The organism is Candidatus Nitrospira bockiana (assembly GCF_965152565.1).
The window spans coordinates 704,212-723,869 of record NZ_OZ224215.1 but is presented as its reverse complement, the minus strand read 5'-3'; the positions used below and the strand labels follow the sequence as shown (position 1 = coordinate 723,869).

At 59.4% G+C, this 19,658-nt stretch carries 16 protein-coding genes and 1 pseudogene; all 17 read right to left on the bottom strand.

The window, feature by feature from the left end:
* Positions 1 to 3: 3 nt before the first annotated feature.
* The 17 genes and pseudogenes from ACWHYV_RS03780 to ACWHYV_RS03700 all read right to left on the bottom strand — a co-directional run bounded on the left by ACWHYV_RS03780 (position 4) and on the right by ACWHYV_RS03700 (position 19,658).
* Positions 4 to 747 (bottom strand): TylF/MycF/NovP-related O-methyltransferase, encoded by a 744-nt coding sequence (locus ACWHYV_RS03780; protein ID WP_447980685.1) that lies wholly within the window; start codon positions 745 to 747, stop codon positions 4 to 6.
* Between the two features lie 205 nt (positions 748 to 952).
* Complete coding sequence (locus ACWHYV_RS03775) at positions 953 to 2,221, bottom strand: O-antigen ligase family protein (protein WP_447979321.1); 1,269 nt, start codon at positions 2,219 to 2,221, stop codon at positions 953 to 955.
* 128 nt (positions 2,222 to 2,349) lie between these two features.
* A complete protein-coding gene (locus ACWHYV_RS03770; RefSeq protein ID WP_447979320.1) occupies positions 2,350 to 3,558 on the bottom strand; it encodes a CapA family protein in 1,209 nt (402 codons plus the stop codon).
* Between the two features lie 47 nt (positions 3,559 to 3,605).
* Positions 3,606 to 4,931: a phenylacetate--CoA ligase family protein gene (locus tag ACWHYV_RS03765; RefSeq protein ID WP_447979319.1), complete on the bottom strand. Its 1,326-nt coding sequence runs from the start codon at positions 4,929 to 4,931 to the stop codon at positions 3,606 to 3,608.
* Positions 4,932 to 4,961: 30 nt separating this feature from the next.
* Positions 4,962 to 6,317: a glycosyltransferase gene (locus tag ACWHYV_RS03760; protein WP_447979318.1), complete on the bottom strand. Its 1,356-nt coding sequence runs from the start codon at positions 6,315 to 6,317 to the stop codon at positions 4,962 to 4,964.
* A gap of 283 nt (positions 6,318 to 6,600) precedes the next feature.
* Positions 6,601 to 8,265: an ArnT family glycosyltransferase gene (locus ACWHYV_RS03755; protein ID WP_447979317.1), complete on the bottom strand. Its 1,665-nt coding sequence runs from the start codon at positions 8,263 to 8,265 to the stop codon at positions 6,601 to 6,603.
* A 48-nt stretch (positions 8,266 to 8,313) separates the two neighbouring features.
* On the bottom strand, positions 8,314 to 9,114 hold the full coding sequence (locus tag ACWHYV_RS03750; protein WP_447979316.1) for a class I SAM-dependent methyltransferase: 801 nt from the start codon (positions 9,112 to 9,114) through the stop codon (positions 8,314 to 8,316).
* Between the two features lie 135 nt (positions 9,115 to 9,249).
* Positions 9,250 to 10,200, bottom strand: coding sequence for a glycosyltransferase family 2 protein (locus ACWHYV_RS03745; RefSeq protein ID WP_447980684.1), 951 nt, complete (start codon positions 10,198 to 10,200; stop codon positions 9,250 to 9,252).
* Positions 10,201 to 10,338: 138 nt separating this feature from the next.
* Entirely contained in the window at positions 10,339 to 11,292 is a 954-nt protein-coding gene (locus ACWHYV_RS03740; RefSeq protein WP_447979315.1) for a glycosyltransferase family 2 protein, read from the bottom strand.
* Between the two features lie 59 nt (positions 11,293 to 11,351).
* A complete protein-coding gene (locus ACWHYV_RS03735) occupies positions 11,352 to 12,032 on the bottom strand; it encodes an acyltransferase (RefSeq protein WP_447979314.1) in 681 nt (226 codons plus the stop codon).
* Between the two features lie 315 nt (positions 12,033 to 12,347).
* Entirely contained in the window at positions 12,348 to 13,817 is a 1,470-nt protein-coding gene (locus tag ACWHYV_RS03730) for an apiosidase-like domain-containing protein (protein ID WP_447980683.1), read from the bottom strand.
* 93 nt (positions 13,818 to 13,910) lie between these two features.
* Positions 13,911 to 14,033 (bottom strand): annotated as a pseudogene (locus ACWHYV_RS03725) (hypothetical protein); the annotation flags it as partial.
* A 186-nt stretch (positions 14,034 to 14,219) separates the two neighbouring features.
* The gene (locus ACWHYV_RS03720) at positions 14,220 to 15,470 is read right to left on the bottom strand and encodes a glycosyltransferase (RefSeq protein ID WP_447979313.1); all 1,251 of its coding nucleotides are present in this window, start codon (positions 15,468 to 15,470) and stop codon (positions 14,220 to 14,222) included.
* A gap of 129 nt (positions 15,471 to 15,599) precedes the next feature.
* Complete coding sequence (locus tag ACWHYV_RS03715) at positions 15,600 to 16,898, bottom strand: DUF4910 domain-containing protein (protein WP_447979312.1); 1,299 nt, start codon at positions 16,896 to 16,898, stop codon at positions 15,600 to 15,602.
* Between the two features lie 17 nt (positions 16,899 to 16,915).
* Complete coding sequence (locus tag ACWHYV_RS03710) at positions 16,916 to 17,839, bottom strand: NAD-dependent epimerase/dehydratase family protein (RefSeq protein ID WP_447979311.1); 924 nt, start codon at positions 17,837 to 17,839, stop codon at positions 16,916 to 16,918.
* 11 nt (positions 17,840 to 17,850) lie between these two features.
* Positions 17,851 to 18,408 carry a dTDP-4-dehydrorhamnose 3,5-epimerase gene (gene rfbC, locus ACWHYV_RS03705; protein WP_447979310.1) on the bottom strand — a complete coding sequence of 186 codons (558 nt, stop codon included), beginning with the start codon at positions 18,406 to 18,408 and terminating at the stop codon, positions 17,851 to 17,853.
* A complete protein-coding gene (locus ACWHYV_RS03700) occupies positions 18,405 to 19,658 on the bottom strand; it encodes a methyltransferase domain-containing protein (protein WP_447979309.1) in 1,254 nt (417 codons plus the stop codon). Before ACWHYV_RS03700 ends, rfbC begins: the two co-directional genes overlap by 4 nt.

Here is a 19,658-nt window from a genome sequence, read left to right as displayed (position 1 = left end):
AGTTTACGTAGCCGCCTCGATGCGCTGGCTCCCACGTCCTGATTCAGAAAAGGCTCTGGCTACATCTGTCTCCGCGAGCTGCGCTCGCTTGTCTTGACTCTCGGGCCGCGCAATCTTCACATGCCATCTCGAACACGACCTCCCTGCCGTGCTCCTGCGGACTTCGACAGGTTTTTCCGGCTTGTCGTGAAAGAAGTCATCGATCACGCCGGTCGTCAAGGGCCACGCCGGTATCCGATATTCGTCAAAGCAGATGTATCCTCCCGGAACCATTCTTGGATAAAAGTAGGCGAGGCATTCCCGATATGATTCGCCCAGGTCGCAGTCCAGATGGACGAAGCAGTAGCGGTCGTCGGGCAACGTCGCGAGCGTATCGCGGAAGTACCCTTTGACCGGCACGACGGTGCCCTCAAGACCCGCCGCCCGGAGTTTCCACTCGACCAGCTCCAGGGAAGTGCGGCGGAACGCGCCCTTTTGAAGGAGGGGATTGACGTGATTTCTTCCTAGATGGGCCGCTTCCATGTCTGCGACATCGTCGAATCCCTCGTACGAGTCGAGGGCATAGATCTGTTTCGGAACACCTCGGGCCTTAAGAAGAAGCCCAAGCGCCAGAGTCGTATGTCCTTGAAACACGCCGCACTCTGCGACCTGGCCAGGCAGCTCTAGCGCGGCTTCCAGGAGGTCCATCAGGATGTCGACGCGCGGGCTCGCCCGGCGATCCGAGATCCCGATGTAGCGAAAGGTCATCGACGACCACTGAGTAGGTGTGCGGTGCCGCGTGTCGAACGCATAGAAGGGCCACATCGCGGCACGCGCGATGGGCTTGCACAGGCGGTACACAGGACGACGCACTTCACGGTCTCGCACGCGATGCCTCTTCCCGTCTCATGCTGCGGCGTTCCGCTTCACCGGCACGAGACGGCGCTCGACCGGACTGCGGAGCCCGGATCGTTCAAGACAGACGTCCCGGCGTCAATGCATCCGGGTAAAGCCGCGCGCCGACTTCGTTGAGGCTGCGAGTGGGATGCTTGAGGATCACGGAGGCGCTCGATAAGCCGTAGGCCAGCAAAAACCAGGCGAGCTTGTGAAACTGGTACGTGCCTTTTGCATTGACGAGCAAGAGAAAACACATGATCGCAAGGGGCAGCCGGCCGCGAGGCCCCGCCCGTGCTCGCCAGGCACCGCGCACACAAAGGTAAAGTCCGGTGAAGAAGACGAGGCCTCCGACGATGCCCGTCTCGTGAAGGACATGGAAGTACAAGTTATGGGTGTCCCGCATCGAAAGACCGAGGCGCGACCCCAATTCGTAATTGTGGGCGACCGGCCCCCACCCCACCAGCGGCTTCTCGAGGAACATGATGATGGACTGGCGCAGAATTCGATCTCGTCCGGCGGTATCACCGTCGACGATCGTTCGCTCCCATCGCCTGAAAATGAACTCACTACTGAGAATCGCCGAGACTATGACGGCGACGACCAAGACGATGATCGCCGTCGTCTTCAGATTCTTCGTCACCATCGTCGGCGTAATCAGGAAGACCAACAATCCGAGGCCGAGGGCAACCGTGGCTCCACGGGATCCGCTCGAAGCCACCGCTCCCGCCAGCCCGGCGCAGCAGATCCACGCCAGGAGTCGAGCCCGCTTGTCAGCGATCTTCCCCCCATATGCCATCCCGACGATGACGAGCAGACCCAACGCCATGACGACACCGTAGGCGTTGGGGTTTTCTCCGAAGGCAGAGGCACGGGCCGCGGCAGTACGTTGACCGTGCCCGATCAGGCTCAGGAGGATCAGGCTGTTGCACGATGCGATGAAGGCCAGCAGGGCACCCCGTGCGATCCTCTCGTATCGAAGCAGGTTGTACGACACCCAAAACAGCACCACCAACTGCGCGAGGGTTATGAAACGACCGATGATCGCCGGCTGCAGCTGGGCTTCTTGGAGCGCCCCGAACAGCAGATAGATCCCGAGATAGACCGCAAAGCACCAGAAGGCGGTGGGCGGCAGTCTGAAGCAAATCTGCCAACTGCGCAGCGAGACCAGGATGAGCAGATAGCCGAGGATCTTCGAAATGGTGACATTGCGCCCCGCGAGCCCTAAGTCGACGACCTCATAGGGAATCGAGAAGATGAGCGCATAGTAGACAGATCGGATAAGTCCTTCCGGAACTGCGACCGCGATAGGCCCACGGCTCGCTTCGACCTCGGCATGGGAGATCACGGCTCCACACCGTTCATGTCAGCGGGAAGCCAAGGCCCCCCTTTACGCGCTCGTGGCATGCAGGCGTGTGGTTCCCATCGGCAAAAGAACAATGAGGCCATGTGGAAAGCTTCTGGCTCAGTCCTCTGTCACGGTAGAGTCCTTGTACGTCCGACTGGACGGGCACTTGTTTCGCCTATCATTCTGCCGATTCGACGCGACAGCCATTGCATGCCGCTCGTGAGGTACCGCCACCTCGGCCTGGCTGCAAGTTTGGCCAGTTCTCTCAGCGTCAAATTCTCCCGCGCGGCCCAGTACACCCGCTGGTACACCTCTTCCGCGACCGCACGCCGGCCGTCTAGGGGATCCGAGAGGGCATCGGCCAGACTGTGCAGCCGGCGCAGGTCTTCTTCCCGTTCTTTTCCTACCGTCAGCTGGGGACGCAGCAACGAATCCTGCCGAAAGGGATGCCATTCACAGGAGGCGGCACCGTCGGTGAAGGATGCCCTGAGGATGGCTCCGCGTTGAAACTTGGTCGGATCCCGGTTGACTTCATCCGGGGCATATATCCCCATAGCCATCCGGGCGAAGTTCCTCTGCGCAACCGATGACAACGAATTGTCGAAGATGAGATCTCCCAGGCTGTACGCGATTGGAACTCCTTTCCAATATTCCAACCCCTGTAACACGTGCGGGTGGTGCCCGATGACGATATCCGCCCCATGCTCGGCGAGATAGCGGAACTGAGCTTGAACCTTGCTCGTCGGTACATCGGCGTATTCCAATCCCGTGTGGAGCGCTGCGACGACGAGATCGGCGGCGGCACGGGCCGTGGCAAGACTTCGGCGCATCGCAGACGCTTCGCACGGAGCGACGCCCGGCGAGGATCTCCCTGCAGGAGGCCCATAGCAGAATGCAACGAGTCCGATCGTGCCGCCTCCCGCGTGCCACACCGCTGGTTCAAGCGCCTCGCTCAAATTCAAGCCGGCGCCGGCATGGTAAATCCCTGCTTCATCGAGCGCGCGAACGGTTTCGGAGAGGCCTAACGCTCCACAATCCAGAATATGATTATTGGCGAGTGTGACGGCTGACACACCTGCTTTTGCCAACTCTCCCACACGGCTTGCCGGAGCATGAAGGATGATCTCGGATGGACGGCCGAACGGCCCTTCATCTATCGGCCTCGCGTCAACGACACACGGGCATTCGAGGTTCGCGATCAGGCAGTCGGCATTTGCCCAGGCCAAGGAGACGCCGTTCAACCACTGCTCGACGGTCGCCTCCCGCATGCAACGCGCGACTTCTCTCCCCAGCATGATGTCGCCGCCGAAAGCCAGCGTCACTGTGTCGTGGGACATGGCACTCCGCTGTAGAGCCTGAGGTTGGCCATCGGAAAGACACTCTCTCACTGCAGACAGCGATTGATGACGAAGACCGACTTGCCGGATGGGGGTGAAGGAATCTCTAGGACCTCTTCCATCGTGACCTGCATCCTCTCCCCGAGATGACGCTGCAGGATGCCCACGACGAGCGAACGATCCGCTTCGCTCACCCGGCCTTTCGGCACGACCTTGATGACGATCCGGAGCGGCTCCTCCTGGATGATCTGATATTTCTCGACGGTCGTCACGTTGCGGAAGATATGCGGGCCGATCGCGCCCGAGATCAACTCACCACGGTCGGTCATCAAGAGGCTGTTGTAACGGCCATCCAATCTCACGATTCGCTTGTATGGCATACCGCCGTCGTGCGGAGCGATCTCGCCGGCGTCTCCGTTCTGATATCGGAGGATCGGCATGGCGTAGTTGTCCAGGTCCGTAATGAGGAAGCGGCCTTCGCCGGTCAGCCCCGTCGAACCGTCATGGCGGAGGACTTCCATCACGACATGTTCCTCCGGGATGACATACGACGGGCTCCCCCACGGGTAATACCCCAAGGCATTGACCTCCCCGCAGCCGTAATAAGGGAGGACCGCGCAGCCGAACGTGTCCCGGATCAACTGTTCCTTCTCGTCGTCCAGCGTCTCGGCGGTCCGAAACGCGACCCGGAGGTCCACGCACTGGGAGGTCTGCCGGGCGAGGCACGCCAACCGATAGATGGCCGAGGAATACCCGAGCAGGACGCGAGCCTTCGACGTCCGGATGGCCTCGAAGTAGGCGCGGCACGTCCGTGAATCCAATTCGAAGGCGGGCAGAAACACATCGCCACGGATGGCGGCTCCCAGCCGCTGGGCGATCTTCGTTCTCCCGATCCCCAGAGAGCCTCCGACCAATCTAATTCTCGGTTCATCCGGTTCAAGGCCGCCCCACGCCAGTCCGCGCTCGTGGCACATGCTCGCCCACGCAGTCGCATCCGTATTTCTGCACACCCTGATCGGCTCCCCCGTCGTCCCTCCCGTTTGGGCCCAGGAGACCGACATGCGGGAAACATAGCGCGACAAAAGCTCCTCGCCGTGCCGCCTGATGATGTCCCGCGTCAAGACGGGCAACTTGCCGAGATCCGTTGTCGAGGCGATCTCCTCGGGACGGCACTCGATGCTCCGCATGACTCGGCCGTAGTACGGGACGGTCTCGTAACAGTGCCGGATCAGCCGTTGGAGCTTTGCGTTCTGGTACTCGTCCAACCTGTCGCGGCGCCAGTATTGTGATTCTTCGAGCACCGCTTTGCACGACGCGGCCGGATAGCGATGGCGCGACCAGTTGAGCGATCTCGCGAAGGTGTAGAGTGTCATACGAGCCGCCTCGAAAGGGGTGGACCTGAATCAGCCGCCGTGATCCCGCTCGGGCACCGGGGGTGCGCCCTCGTCAGCTTGCCTGTGAAGAAGCGCCCGAAGGATCAGGTCGAGCTTGCGCGCGATGGAGGGCCAGGCATAGTGATCGGGAGGCGGGGCCGCGGGCAGTCCCCGATCGACGGCTCGGCCAAGAAACGCGGTCATGTCATCGAGCAGGTCCCCTCGGAAACCGTAGATAAGACCCGTCTCCGCCGCCATCCTCTGGACGTCGCCCCGCGGGGGAGAGACGAGAAGAACCGGGGTCCCAGCCCCCATCGCCTCGAACACCTTCCCGGGTACGATGCCGTCGTCCTCCGGTCCTCCGTCGTCCTCGACGGAGGTGATCACGACCGAGGCGCACGCGCCTCGCAACGCCGCGAGCACCTCCCGGCGTGATACGTTTCCGTGCAGAATGACCCGATCAAGCACGCCGCATCGCACGGCTTCATGACGGACGTGATGTTCCTCATTGCCATAGTAATGGAAATACCACCGAGAGCGGGGTCGGGCAGCCTCGAGCCGCTTGAGCGCCGCCATGACCGGCGTGATGACGCGCTTGGGAGGATAGAATTTTCCGGCATAGATGATGGCCGCGTGCCCGAAGTCATAGGGCCGGATGTCCTTCAACTCATCCGGATCATAGCCGTTGGTCACGACGTGCAGCTTCGAGCCGATGCCGAAGCGGCGACCGAGCTCACGGGCCCATGACGGGGAGACGATCGTCGCCGCGCCGCACCCGTCCAGGAGAGCGGCCTCCTGGCGGAGATGCGATGGACGACTCGGCCGAGGGGCATGCGGATTCCCCGTCCACGGATCCCGATAGTCCAAGACATACGGGCAACGCAGCTTGCGAGCCAAATCCCTGGCGAGCCGAAACGAGGCGAACGGCGAGCCCGTGGCCAGGATGATGTCGACGCCGCTCAAGTCACGAGCCGCGCACATCCGCCTTGCGGCGCGGGCCCATCCGATCCCCCCGTCGAAACCGATGCGCCACGCGATGCGGCGGCACAGGCCGCCGACCCACCGGCTCAGCCCCTTGTCACCGGTATGCAGGTGGTCGGGCTGCATCCAGCGATAGTGATGCTCGGTGAGGATCCGCTCGATGCCCTCGTTCCGTAGCACCGCCTCGACCGCGGCCACATCGTCCACGCGTCTCCAGACCGAAGGATGCGGGGTCACCACCGTCACGTCCCACCCGAGTTGCGCGAGATGCTTGGTGATGTTCCAGGTTCGCGCACAGGCAGTCGCCCGTAGCGGCGGAAACGGTCGCGCCAGGAACAGCAGCGTGGGCTTTCGCCCCTCGGCAGGCGTGAGACAACGGGCGGCCCTCGCGCCTCCGGTCGTCATGGAGTGTTGGCGCATGCTGACGAACCGTCGGGTGTTCTTTCGCCGCTACATCGAAACCCGCGCTCGCCGTCCAACGACAAAGATGATGACGAGCATCCAAGATGAGCGGCCCACAACGTTGAAATACAGGGAGTAGGCGCCCTAAGCGACGGGCCCACGCGGCGCTGAAATCGCGAGACACTTCTTCAGGAATCGTTGCGGGGGGAACCTCGAAGACGATCTTGGAAGACCACCATGCGCCGCACGCACGGATCGGCTAGCGGTCACCAGGCCATGGGCAGAGTCAGATGTGTCGACATGTGTCCGGATTGACCGTGAATACGACGGTCCCTCTCAGATCCTCTCGGCCTTGCAAGAACTCCAACCTGTGTTGCTCACCCAGCACTCGCTTGAAGACGCCCACATCCGCGAGCCTATAGAACCATGGGCCCGGCTTTTCCCAATGCTTCCACACGGGCTTCAAGGCTCCCTCTTCGTAAGCTCGTCTCAAGATCTCACGTTGCTCGGGAGACAGGACTGAAGACTTTGATCCAAGGATCAGCCTCCAGTTGTACAACAGCCACGCGGCGGGCTGGAATCGTTTCAGATAGTGGCACGTGCTCTCGGCATCGCCCGGTTCCGGAAACTCCTGCAGCCGTAAGGTTCTTCCACTCGTCAGAACTTGGAGTAGCGTGACATCGCGCTTGTCGGCATAGAGAATGCCAGGCTGCATGTCACGCAATACGTCCCCGAGTTTGCCCACTTCTATGGCTGACATTTCATGTGCAGAGCGCCGCAACCCAAACCCGGCAAAGATCAAAGACACCCCGATGATCACGACGTACACACCCGTCGACAGAGAGGCCGCCACAGTCATTCTTTTCAGCCTGCCGTGTGCCAGCGGATCTCGAATATCCGACAAGCCTTTCCCTACAAGCAATAATCCCGGGATCATGACTGGATGTAAATACCTTGCCTCTGCGGGAAGGAAGACGTAGCGGCTGACACTTGTGGACCCAACTACATTAAATACAAACAGGGCTCCGAACCACAGTAATAAGAGGCCGGTTCTTCGCCAATCCGAAAGCCCGTATGCCACGGCCGCGTACACGCATAAGAACGTGATGCCAAAGTGGATCGAAGGCAGCATCGTCATGCTTGGGTAAGTTTTAACAATGCGCGTGACAAAATCCTGACCGACCAAGATCGCCTGCATGTTGTGCACGGTATCGACAGCATGAAACGGAAATAAGAGATCTCCCGCTTTGAGATAGTAGAACCCGTATTCGGGGATGAGCAAGGCAAAGAGCCCTGCCAAAAGCCACACCATCCTCCCTATGGGGAGACGTTCGATCAGCACGTACGTCAGGAGAATTGGGGCCATAAGGATGCCAAGGATTTTGGCCGAATAGGCACCCCACACGGCAAGACCGGCAACGAATAGCCATAGAGACGATCTCACGCTGTCGTTTTCGCCATAGCCCTTCATGAAGCACCACACTGAAATGGAAAGCATCGCCGTCAGTACTGGCTCCGGCAAGATCTGCAAGGAGAGCGCGATGTCGAGCGGGAGAGCGGTTAGAAGGCCGCATGCGAGCAATGCCGCACGGGACCCGAACAATGCGGCACCCATGCGGAAGAGGATATACAAGCTCGTGATTGAGCAGAGTAGCGGCCACAGTACAGTCGATGCCTCATGAATTCCAAATAGTGCGAAACTGGCTGCGACCGGAATCGTGATGGCAAAGCGAGTGTTGTAATGGTGGTACTCGAGCTTGAATCCTCCTTCCACCATTTGCCTGGCATATTCGATATAGCCGAGCGGGTCTGAGGGGATGATGCCTTGATAGAAAACAACGCGAATGAAGACATACCCGGCAAGGATGAGCAAAAAACAGTGCCAACTCGCCCGGTCAGGAGCATGCCAGTGAAACGATCGTAATGGTTTTGAGGTGTCGTGCGGTGTCATCGAGACGCCATTGCATGAAGCCACTCTGCCTTCAAATCCGATCACGCCTCACAAGGCTTGCCGGTGCGGGAGCGGTTTGAGAATGAGGTCCACGAACAGCCCGTTTCCGAGCATATTTTCGAACGTGAGGAGCATCGACGTAGCAGCAACGACCAGTGGATTTCCGTCCATTCGCGACATGCACAGACGATCGAACCACAGGTCCTCTATCTCTAAGTTGGCCTCCCGAGCTAAAATGCCGAGCCCTTTACGGGTGAAGAAGACCAAATGATGCGCTTCGTGGGTGCGTCTGATGAGAGATCGGAGCCGACCGCCGGTGAGATGGTAGCTAGCCCGCCCCAGCAGCGGAACAAGACTGCTTTCGTGGATGGTTTGAATGAAAATGCAGCCATTCTTATTGACCTTGCCGGCCAACGCTTGCAGCACAGAGCACGGTTGCGCAAGGTGCTCAAACACGTCCCAAAGCGTGATCAAGTCAAATGTTCCGTCGATTTGATTGAGGACTGCCTCGACGGCTCCAGTGTAAATTCGGGCGGTTGGCACACGTGCCCGTGCCTGCTCGGCACGGCCCTTGTCGACCTCAATTCCGGCAAGCATCATCTCACTGCCTTGATGCTCCAAGAATCCAAGAAAGGCCCCTCCCCCGCAACCCACGTCTAGAACGGACCGGGGCCGCCTCCAATCTTTGGTGATGCGCGGGAGCAATCGCTTCCATTTTGCCTTGTCACGATCCTCTCGTCCGAAGTATCGCTGTGGAACGAAAGTTGTTGCTGCATGCCTCACCAATGCATCACTCGACAAGCAGCCGCACTCCTTGCATCTGAACAGTGTGAAAGCGCCGGTGTCCATCGCAATAAGGACCCGACTCACACACACAGGACACGCCTGGCCCCCAAGGGTGACCGGCTCATATACCCTTCTCGATGCTGCGGTCATGCCAGACAATCCGGAGAGCGAGACTGCCACGGTTTTGGTGTAGCGTGCTTAGGGAAAGAATGTGAGGTTTCGGTTCAGCATGAGCTCGTAATTTTCACGTTGATGCCTCACCACAGTGTCAAGAATCAATCCACAGCACATGAACAGCATCGAAAGAACCATTAACGAGGCCGCAAGGACAGCCGAAGGGACCTTGTAAACCAGGCCTAGTTCGAGAAACTCCATGACAGGGGGAATGCCGATCGCCAATCCCGCGAGGAATGCGATGAGGGATAAGCCACAAAAAAATTCCAGTGGCTTGTAATTCTTAAACAAGCTTGCAATCGTTCTCAGGACCAGCAGGCCATCAGTGAATGTTCTCAGTTTAGACACACTGCCCTCAGGCCTATTCCTATAGTCGATCGGGACTTCTAGTATCCTGAATCGCTTATCCAAGGCGTGCAGGGTCATCTCTGTCTCGATTTCAAATCCTTCTGAAAGGACGGGCAAACTCGTCAAAAATGAATGAGACATGACCCGGTATCCGCTCATGATGTCATGCAAACCCGTTCCAAAGAGGTGATTCACGAGAAAACACACGAGGCGATTGCCGAAACCATGCAACCGCCTTGTATTGGTCGAATCGTATGAGGAATTGGACATTCTATCCCCTACCACCATGTCCGCGTCGCCGGAGAGCACGGGCTTTAACATGGCCGGGGCGGCTTCAGCAGGATACGTCAAGTCGCCATCCACCATCACGTACCCATCAGCCTCAATACGCCTGATAATGCTTCGCACGACATTGCCCTTACCTTGTCGTCGTTCCTGTATGACGTGGGCTCCGGCTCCTAGCGCTTCCTGAACTGTCCAGTCGGTCGAGTTGTTATCAATGACGTAGATATGTGCGTCCGGCAGCGCCGCCTTGAATCCTGCGACCACGGCCCCGACCGTCTTTTCCTCGTTATAACAAGGGATAACGACAGCAATGTTCGGCGTTTGAGAAGCGAGGTCTCTCATTGGACTAGGGTTCATGGTAAGCTCTCTTGTCTTGCAGCGTTGTTGGCAGGACTGATGCTGTGACCGCGGAGCAACCAGGTCGCTTTTCAGCGCAATCGTCTCGCCCATCTCTCGACATTGCCGACCTCGGCCAGAGACTCATTGTGGCCCAATGCCAACCGTCCTTGGATTCAGCCGGATCATCCGGATCGGACGAACTGCGGCCACAGCGCAAACTTTCAGCAAGCGCGCCAAGCTGAACCGATGGCCCAGTTCGCTCAGGGCCTGACGCTGGTACGGCCAAAATTCACTGACCGTGCCTTGAATGGCGCTCATGACCACGTTCTTATAATAATTGTCGAGCTTTTCCCCTAGACGCTTCGCATATTCTTCCTTGCTCAGATATTTCGGGCCGAATTTCTTGATGACATAAAGACCGGTCAACCCCGGTGGATGGCGGCTCGCGGCGCGGTGCGTGACAGTGCCTTTGTGTCTTCGCGTGAAGGTTAACACTTGGTGGACGAAACCAAAGTCCCACTTCTCCAGCACCTCGAAACAGGCCAAGACATCACCGAACGTATATCGCTCGTCGTAGAACGTGCCTCGTTCGCGGATGGCGTCCGAGCGGATCAACAACGAGGTGGGCGACCCAAAGACGTACGGTGCGCCGAGTAGCAACGATCGGCAGAGATCAGCGCCTCGTATGACCTTCTGGGTGTAAGGCAGCCCGTCCAAGCCGACTTTGACCTCATCAAGCCGGTAGGAAGACACAATACCGACCGTCGGATGCGCTTCGGCCAATGCCACCATCTTCTCCAGGCACTCGGGGAACAGCCAGTCGTCTCCGTGGAGGACCTTGCAATATCGGCTGTCCTTGGAGATCAACCGCAGCGCATGATTCCCGTTTTGCATCACGTTCAAGTGATGGGCGTTGCTGTGAACCCGGATTCGCTCATCCCTCTGCGCATATTGCTGTGCAATCTCGAGCGATCGATCCGTGCTGCAGTTGTTCACAATGACGTATTCCCAGTTCTCATAGGTTTGGCATCGCACGCTTTCGATGCACTCGGCCAAATGCCTTTCTCCGTTGAACACCGGTGTGACGACGCTCACAAGCGGTTGGACGCTCGCCTTCATATGCTGTTGTCCCTCGGAAATCTGACCCATCGACTTCACCGTTCAACCTGCTCACGCAGGTCTCGATAATGCTCCAGGACCTGATCGACGTCATCGCGGAAGCGAAGAGCCCTGGCCGGTGTACCAGCCGCTATGGCGCCCGCCGGGATATCACGGGTGACCACCGCGCCGGCTCCGATCACAGCCCCCTTGCCTATTCGGACCCCCGACAAGACGATGACCCCGACGCCGAGCCAGGCATCATCCTCGATGACGACCGGTCCCTTTGCCTCAAGAGCTTGTTTGCTGATCAGGTCTCCTGCCTTGAATCCGTGATTGTAGCTATACACCGAGCAGTTCGGTGCGATCTGCACCCCGCGACCGATTCGAATCCCCTCCTTGAAGGCGGTGAACCGACAACGCGGTTGGATGGCCGTGCCTGCGCCGACGGTGAGACTGCCTCCCGGTCCGATCTCTATCTGGATCTCACTATGGAGATGGACTCGTTCGCCTAATTCAACCGGGCCGCCGTGCGGGTGCTGATAAACCAAGACACGATCCGAGATGAAGACATGCGGCCCGAGTCTGAGATCGGCATGATGAAGGGTTGCGGTCGGGGCGATGTATCCTCTGGGATTCAGTCCGGCGAGAAAAGCACGTGCCTTGTACGGGCCAACGAACAGCGTGGCAAGCCGTGTCGAGAGGCGCCCGACGCAACCCAATCCCGCATATCTCATCCAAAAGCTCGCCCAAAGGAATGCAAAGATCTCTCTGCCGACATTCATCATCCCCGATAAGCCGGACGTTCGCCAGGCCACGCGCATCCGTGTCGCCAACCGATTCAATGCTCTGAGTCCCAGGGGAGGCATACGGACAGAGGCCATTCATTGAGGACTTGGGTCCACGCTGCAAGACGGTCGCGGTCCGGCTACGTTGGCTTACGATCGAGCCAGCACACGCCTCGGGATGAGCTGATGAGCACAGGTGCGGTTGCCCGAGCACGGCTCGAGCACATGCTACGGAGACGGTCTGTCGGCGCTGGGATGCCCGTGTCAGCTTAGGTGCAACACATAATCCCCGGCAAATTCGGACGGCCTACTGAAACGTGTGCTGCCGTTGGTCTGGCCGCCAGGGTACACGGCACCCGTTTGAGGGTTGAACACTTCTATAGAGAGCCCGGCGGGAATTCCCGTTATCGTGAGATCCGTATGGTATGGATTATAGGCGTAGTACTCCTCACATCCATGGACCCGCGCGAACTTGGCACGCTTCAAGCCGATTCTCCTCGACAGCACATTTGAGCTCGCGGACGAAAAGCCGTTGTTGATTCGCGTGTCGTCCGGATCCAGAGTATTCAGATCGAGGCGCTTCGCGCGGAAATAGGCCAGGACCTTCCTCATATCTTTGTATCCTTCGGCACCATGCTTGCCGTCCTGGCTTGCGGGATGTCCCGTCGCATACCGTTTCAAGACGGTGTTCTGATCATCCCTGTATGCACTGAGGCCTTGCAGGCCATACGTCATGCCGAGGCCGCCGCTGAGGATGACGCTGACCACATAGCGGCGATAGTAGAAGCGGGGATTACTGATGACCTCATGGCGTAGACCCGCCTCATCAAGCTCTGCCGTGACACTGTGACCGACCGTGTGATCCGTGTTCTCGTACACGGCCTCCCCGACATACATCGGAACATCGAAATGAGGCCGGTGCTGAAGAATCCCGTACCCCTCCATCTTCCAGCGTTCATGGAAGATCCCGATCGTCAGCCATTTTTGCCCGCGGAAATCTCCGGACGTTTCCCTTGATACCCGGTGATAGTGCAGCTCCCCGAAGAAAAGGCGATCGCTCGCCATGCCTAAGAGGTGAAGCAGGTGATTCACCAGCCGACTTCCCGCCGACCGGTCGTCGTAATACGTCGCGTTCCGGTGGGGATGGACGCCCAAGAGCGGCTTGTACGGGTATCCCTGGAATGCCGCTGAGAAGTCCGCTCCTAGAGATTGCAGGTCCTCATGGTGAGGAACAATTCCGCCCCGCATGGGACCGGAGATTTCGAAATCTTCGAGAAAAATAATATGTGGATACGCCCCGACCCGCGCCGCAAGATAGCGCAAATATCTGGTTCGGTTCGGCCCGGGCGTAGGCAGGTGTTGCGCGATCTTCGCACCGACTTCGAATACCAGGCCCCTTGCCAGCCCATCCAAGAAGATCGCATCGAGCTTGTCCCATTGGGCCAAATTAAATCGGGAAAAGTCAGGGTTGCCGGGGGTACCACCCCAGAGCCATGTGTCCGTCATTCCGTCCGGATCTTTGAAACCTGTGCAGACAAGGTCCATTCGCACCAACGTGAACCCGTTGGCTTCAATCCAACTCAAGACCGACTGCCAGGGAATATTGCGGTGAGCGATGGCGTACGCCGTTTGCCCCATGACAAGGAATTGCTCTCCGGTATTCTCCCACCTCAGTGCCCGACCATTTCGGACCAGCCTACCCTGATTACGGGAGCTCGGCGGCTCGACCTCCACGGTTCCTGTCCGACCATTCAGTTGGCCGTCGGAAGAATGAGTCGAGTAGGTCCACGCCCCGGCCGACGGGAGGTTATAGCGAATCTTCCACGTGCGCCCCCCCGCATAAAACCCCCAAAACGTATACGCCTCCGACCCTCGCCGGAACGTCGCGTGAAGCGTGGTCTCGAACGTATCGGCTGCAGGAGCGCTCGAAGCAAGCGTCAGCTCGGCCATTTGTCCTTGTTCGGCTGCTTGGACGGCGGCGTCAAGCGACACCCAACAGGCTCCAGCGGCTACCATGTGAAACACAAGAGTAGGGATACAGAAATGAGAATGAGCGGACAATCGAAAGACCATGAGTCCTGCGGGGAGCTCGTTCTCAGATGTCCCGCATCGCCGTGCGGGCATCGAGGCCTTGTTCTAAGAGCATGAGCTGACGACGGGCTGTTCTCGGCGAAACCTGGCAAGGATGGAGCCCATGGTATGGCGGAAGTCTTCCGCAAACTGCTCCCTCGTGTGGTTGGTCCTCACGAACTCCCATGCACGTTGGGACATCCTCTTCAACTCATTGGCGGGAAGGGAACTGATCATGCGGATGTTGTGTTGGATGTCTTGGATCGAGCAGTCCGAAAACAGGACGCCGTAGTCTTTGTCGAGATCGACGCTCGATTCATAGCTGACGAGAGGTATCAGTCCCGCGTGCATGCACGTGATGACGCTTCCTCCGCCGCCCTCGGAACAGGACGGATAGACGAGGGCAAGACAGCTGTCGGCGATCTCAGTGAACCTCCGGCTGCTGATGTCCACCCAACCGACCGTCGTGATATTCGGAGTGTGATACAGCTCTTTGCGATAGGCTTCCTGGAACGGCTTTTCGGCATCAATGGGGCCGCACACCGTCAAGTGGTACTCCGGCATTTCCGCGAAGGCTTCCAAGACCAAATCCAGCCCCTTGTGCACCAATCCTGCGCTTCCAAACCACAGGAACCGTTTGCGGCAGGCGTTGAACTCTTTTTGTTGCGGCCAAGGGTAGACGACTGGGGTCGACAAGCGGATACGATACAGGGGCTTCCCCGCGTAGGCGTACGTACCGCTCGTAAACCCGTTTCCGAGAATGGTGGCACAGTCTGCATGCTCGATTCCCCAATTCGGCGTCACAATCTTTGATGAAGGGAGTGTGATGCCCCGTCTCTGCTGGAGCTCCAAGAGACGGCGGGACTGAGCGGTGTTATGAAAGAGCCAATGCGCGGTATCGAGGTGCATGATCTTCACACAGTCAGGAGGCAACAGCGGGGCAAGCCGTTCCAGGTTCGTGCGGGCATCGATGACGCACGCATAGTCTTTCGTCGGTCTAAAATGGCGATGGCTGTAGCGGATGACATCGACGGAATACCCGAGGTCCAAGAACGTCTTGGCTATCTGCAAAGACTCCCAGTAGTGCGTGTGTGTGGTGGGGATGGCCCCCCCGGGCTCCACGTAGAACGGGTCATTGATGTACGAGAGGAGGACATCGCCCTTCGACGGCGAACCCGGCGTGAGCGAGATGCACCTGTTGTCATAGGAAGCGATGTGATCGAGAACCTTCCTGATCTCGCTGACGAGGATCGGCACCTTCCCCGCTCCAAAGATGCCCACCGCTCGGGCCAATTTCCTTGCAATTGCAGTCATCATACTCATATCCACCGAGCCGCTGCGGCGGGCGAAAGGGTTATCCCGCGAACCCGTCCCGCTTCAAGTACACGAGCATGACCATCTCAGCCGCCTGGTGATCCCTGGAGGTTCGTTCTACCCCGCACGTCATCATCCCGGGATCAATTCGAAGTCATGGGCTTTCAGCAACTCGTGCCGCACGAGCATCTGCACGGCGTGGTCCACGGTGCGAAAGTCCAGCCCGGACCGTTCCGCCATCGCGAGCAGCGAATGCGCACCGTCGGATAAGTTCAGGGCCCAAAGCAACGCCATTTCCACGCTCCGACCGTCAGCCTGCCCGGCCACGGAGCGATAGAGTCCGCGCCTTCCCAATTGCGGCTCGCACTTCGCGAAACGATTCACGTACGTTCGGTTTCGTTCCAGCAGCTCGACGACCGACCGATACACCGTCAATGATTCCGCCAAACACCGGGGCTCAACGAGATCCAGATCGTCCGCCGAGGTGTGATACTGCGGATAGCGACCGTGCGTCGAGCGGCTCAGGGCCCCGACGGGCAGGTTGAAGCCGGGTGAACAGTATTGGCGCTCGTCATACCCGAATGGATAGAAATCGACCACCTCGTAGTCATGGCCTGAATGCTTGAGCACGTGCTGCACGACGCGATCGATCTCCGCGTCGCCGCGGCGGCTCTTCTTGTACGTGAACTTCCCCGCATCGCCGACACAGGCGACCACGAGGCCGTGCCGAATCTTTGAGACCTGCGGCTCATTTCGTGCCAGCCAGGTGATGGAGCCGATGGTGCCCGGGACAAAGAGAAAGCGGTAGGAGTATCGACGCGGGGCGGTCGAGAGAGACTTGGCCAACATCGCTGCGAGCGCGAGGCCCGACAAGTTATCGTTGCACAGGGATGGATGGCAAATGTGGCATGAGAGCAAGACCTCGTCTTCGGTGTCACCTTGGAGGTAATACTCCCCGTACGTGAGTGACCCGTCTTCCAACGTCGCATCGATGCAGACCTCGTATTCACCCTCTTCCATCGCCAGTAACTGGCGATGTGACAGGCAGAAGCCCCAGTTTTCTTTATAGTATGACGTCCGGTAGGGCACCCAGTCAGGAAACTCCGGCAGGCTGAAGAGATGTCCGCGCAACTCGTTGAGCGACAGACGCGCCCTGACGGGAACGCTGTAGCCCAGCGCGTGGAGATTGGAGCGTCGAAAATCGATCACACGCTCACCGCGAGCATTCTTCACGTACGCGTCCCGGATGTTCCATTCCTTCGGAACCACCCAATCGAACACGGGCGTCCCGGTTGGGACTTCATGAATCTCCAACGGCACGTCGTTCCGAATACGGCGGAGCGTTTCTCGCACCCCGTTGCCGGTGATGCTCCGGCACAGCGGATAGAGCTCCGCGATCAAGCCGTACATCTCTTTGCCGGGATCGTTCATGTCATCGTCACTCCGGTTCAAACGCGCTCACGGACGGACCGTTGGCGGTACCAATCGATGGTTCGCTTCAAGCCTTCTTCCAAGCCCACGAGCGGGCGCCAACCAAGCCTCTCCTCCGCAGGACCTCGCTCGGCCGCTCGTACTTGCTCGAAGGGGCGGTCGGCGATCGCCCCGAACACCGGCGCCGTATCGCCGTTCATGAGATGGACGACTCGTTCGACGATGTTCCGCACCGCGACCAACTCGCCGGATCCGATGTCGAAGGTCTGGCCTTCGACCTGTGGGGCCCCTGCGGCACGGTAGAGGGCCTCCACGACGTCGTCCACGTAGACCCAGTCGATCAATCGGCCGCCGCTCATAAGCTTCGGGGCGTCGCCGGTGAGGAGCGAGCGGATGACGTACGGGATGAGCTTCTGCGTGTCGGCCTGGCCGGGGCCGTAGACCATGAACAGGCGCAGTGTCACGATGGGCAAGCGATACAGTTGGTGAAACATCCTTGCATAGGCGGCGCTCGCCCATTTCGCAGCGGCATATGGAGAGGAGGGAATCGCGTCAGCCGACATGCCAGCCGGCTCCTCTTGGGAACCGACGAGGATGAACCGGCGGCACCCCAACTGACTCGCCACCGTCAGCAGATTGACTGTGGTCATGAGGTTGCTCTGAAACGTGGGCATGACGGCATCGATGCTCCGAGCTCCGACCACGTGGCTGGCGAGATGGAAGATCAGGTCCGGCTTGATTCGCTCCATCACTCGGCGGACGGCATGAAGGTCCGACACGTCGGCTCGATACCAAGACACACCAGGGTGATTCTGCGGTCCGACCCGCCGGGAGGGGACATGAACCTCCGCACCCACGTCGGTCAGACGGCGCAAGAGATGGGCGCCGATGAAGCCGCTTCCCCCTGTCAGGAACACCCTCTGGCCAGCCAATGCCTGCACGGTTCGTGTCCTCATCCAACGCGACGGGACGCACTCGAGGGATCGGGGAAATCGGGAAAGGTTCGATCCCGTTCGGAGAGAATCGGATCACCGGCTGGCCACCGAATGCCGAACGCCGGGTCGTCCCATCGTACCCCGCGGGCGCATGCAGGCGCGTAGACCTCGGACATTTGATAGAAGACCTCGGTGTGGTCTTCGAGGGTTTGAAACCCGTGGGCGCAGCCTTCCGGCACGTACAGCATGCGCCTGTTTTCGGCGGTCAGGATCACGGCGAGATGCTTGCTAAAAGCCGGGGACCCGGCCCGCAGATCGATGATGACGTCGAAAATGGCGCCCCGGGTGCAACGGACCAGCTTCGCTTCCGCACGAGGCGGCACCTGGTAGTGCATGCCCCGGAGGGTGCCGCGCGCCTTGGTATAGGAGACGCTGCATTGCACGATGCGGGGGTTCAAGCCGTGCGCTTCATACTCCCCGGCGCACCACGTTCGTGCGAACATCCCACGCTCGTCCTCGCGCGGCTCGACATCGATCAGGTAGGCGCCCGGGATTTCAGTGCGGGTGAAGATCATGCGAGGACGGTGACCTGCGGGATCGGCACGACGAACCGCCCACCCCATCGGCGGATAAAAGCCAGTTGCTCGATGATTTCGTCCTTGAGGTTCCACGGCAGGATCAGAACGAAATCCGGCTTCGTCGCCCTGATCCTCTCCGGATCATGAATCGGTATACGCGTGCCGGGGAGGAGGAGCCGCTGTTTGTGAGGACTGCGGTCGACCGTATAGTCGAGGAAGTCCGTCCGTACCCCGCAATAATTCAACAGGGTGTTCCCTTTGGCCGGCGCCCCGTACCCGACGATCGTTTTCCCCTGCTCTTTCGCCGACGAGAGGAACATGAGTAACTTCCGCTTGACCTTGGCCACGTTTTCGGCAAAGGACAGATAATGCTCCAGACGCGCGAAGCCCGCCGCCTGCTCCCGAGCGCGCAGTTCGCCGACCCGGCCCCCGACCCGGGGCCTCTCGTCTCCGGCATGACAGGCGTAGATGCGCAAAGAGCCGCCGTGCGTGGGCAGCTCCTCGACGTCGACGACGCGCAAACCATGCCGCTCGAATACGCGCTCAACCGTCAGAAAGGAAAAATACGAGAAATGCTCGTGATAGATCGTGTCGAACTGATTGTCGGCCATCAGGCGCATGAGATGAGGGAACTCCATCGTGATGGTCCCGCGAGGTGCGAGGAGGACCGCTAGTCCGCGGACGAAGTCGTTCAGGTCGGGGACGTGCGCCAGGACGTTGTTGCCGATGAGCAGGTCGGCCCGGATCCCATCAGCCCTCAGCTCGCAGGCGGTTTTCTCGCCGAAGAACTTCACGATGGTCGGCACCCCTTTTTTCACGGCGGCCGCGGCGACGTTGGCTGCCGGCTCCACCCCCAGTATGCTGAGCCCATGCCGTAGAAAGTATTGGAGGAGATACCCATCGTTGCTCGCGACCTCGACGACCTGAGTGCCTGGGTTCAGGCCGAACCGCTTCACGGCCATCTCGGCATAGCGTTCCGCGTGCTGGAGCCACGTATCGGAGTACGACGAGAAGTAGGCATAGTCGCTGAAGATGGCCTCGGGAGCCGAACAGGCGGGGAGCTGCACGAGCAGGCACCGACTGCAGACGTACGCATGGAGCGGATAGAACCGCTCCGGTTGGTCCAGTTGATCGGGCTTGAGATACGCATTCGCCAAGGGCGAGGCGCCGAGATCAATGAACGTATGCACGAGCTCGGCGTCGCAGAATCGGCAGGTGTGCACACCGGGGACAGTACCGTTCTTCAT

What these genes read in the sequence shown, in the direction of transcription:
- ACWHYV_RS03720 (WP_447979313.1), bottom strand. Translation starts at nt 15,470, where the DNA reads ATGATGACTGCAATTGCAAGGAAATTGGCCCGAGCGGTGGGCATCTTT.
- ACWHYV_RS03700 (WP_447979309.1), bottom strand. Translation starts at nt 19,658, where the DNA reads ATGAAGAACGGTACTGTCCCCGGTGTGCACACCTGCCGATTCTGCGAC.
- ACWHYV_RS03755 (WP_447979317.1), bottom strand. Translation starts at nt 8,265, where the DNA reads ATGACACCGCACGACACCTCAAAACCATTACGATCGTTTCACTGGCAT.
- ACWHYV_RS03745 (WP_447980684.1), bottom strand. Translation starts at nt 10,200, where the DNA reads ATGAGAGACCTCGCTTCTCAAACGCCGAACATTGCTGTCGTTATCCCT.
- ACWHYV_RS03765 (WP_447979319.1), bottom strand. Translation starts at nt 4,931, where the DNA reads ATGACACTCTACACCTTCGCGAGATCGCTCAACTGGTCGCGCCATCGC.
- ACWHYV_RS03760 (WP_447979318.1), bottom strand. Translation starts at nt 6,317, where the DNA reads ATGACGACCGGAGGCGCGAGGGCCGCCCGTTGTCTCACGCCTGCCGAG.
- ACWHYV_RS03715 (WP_447979312.1), bottom strand. Translation starts at nt 16,898, where the DNA reads ATGAACGATCCCGGCAAAGAGATGTACGGCTTGATCGCGGAGCTCTAT.
- ACWHYV_RS03770 (WP_447979320.1), bottom strand. Translation starts at nt 3,558, where the DNA reads ATGTCCCACGACACAGTGACGCTGGCTTTCGGCGGCGACATCATGCTG.
- ACWHYV_RS03735 (WP_447979314.1), bottom strand. Translation starts at nt 12,032, where the DNA reads ATGAGATATGCGGGATTGGGTTGCGTCGGGCGCCTCTCGACACGGCTT.
- ACWHYV_RS03750 (WP_447979316.1), bottom strand. Translation starts at nt 9,114, where the DNA reads ATGGACACCGGCGCTTTCACACTGTTCAGATGCAAGGAGTGCGGCTGC.
- rfbC (WP_447979310.1), bottom strand. Translation starts at nt 18,408, where the DNA reads ATGATCTTCACCCGCACTGAAATCCCGGGCGCCTACCTGATCGATGTC.
- ACWHYV_RS03780 (WP_447980685.1), bottom strand. Translation starts at nt 747, where the DNA reads ATGACCTTTCGCTACATCGGGATCTCGGATCGCCGGGCGAGCCCGCGC.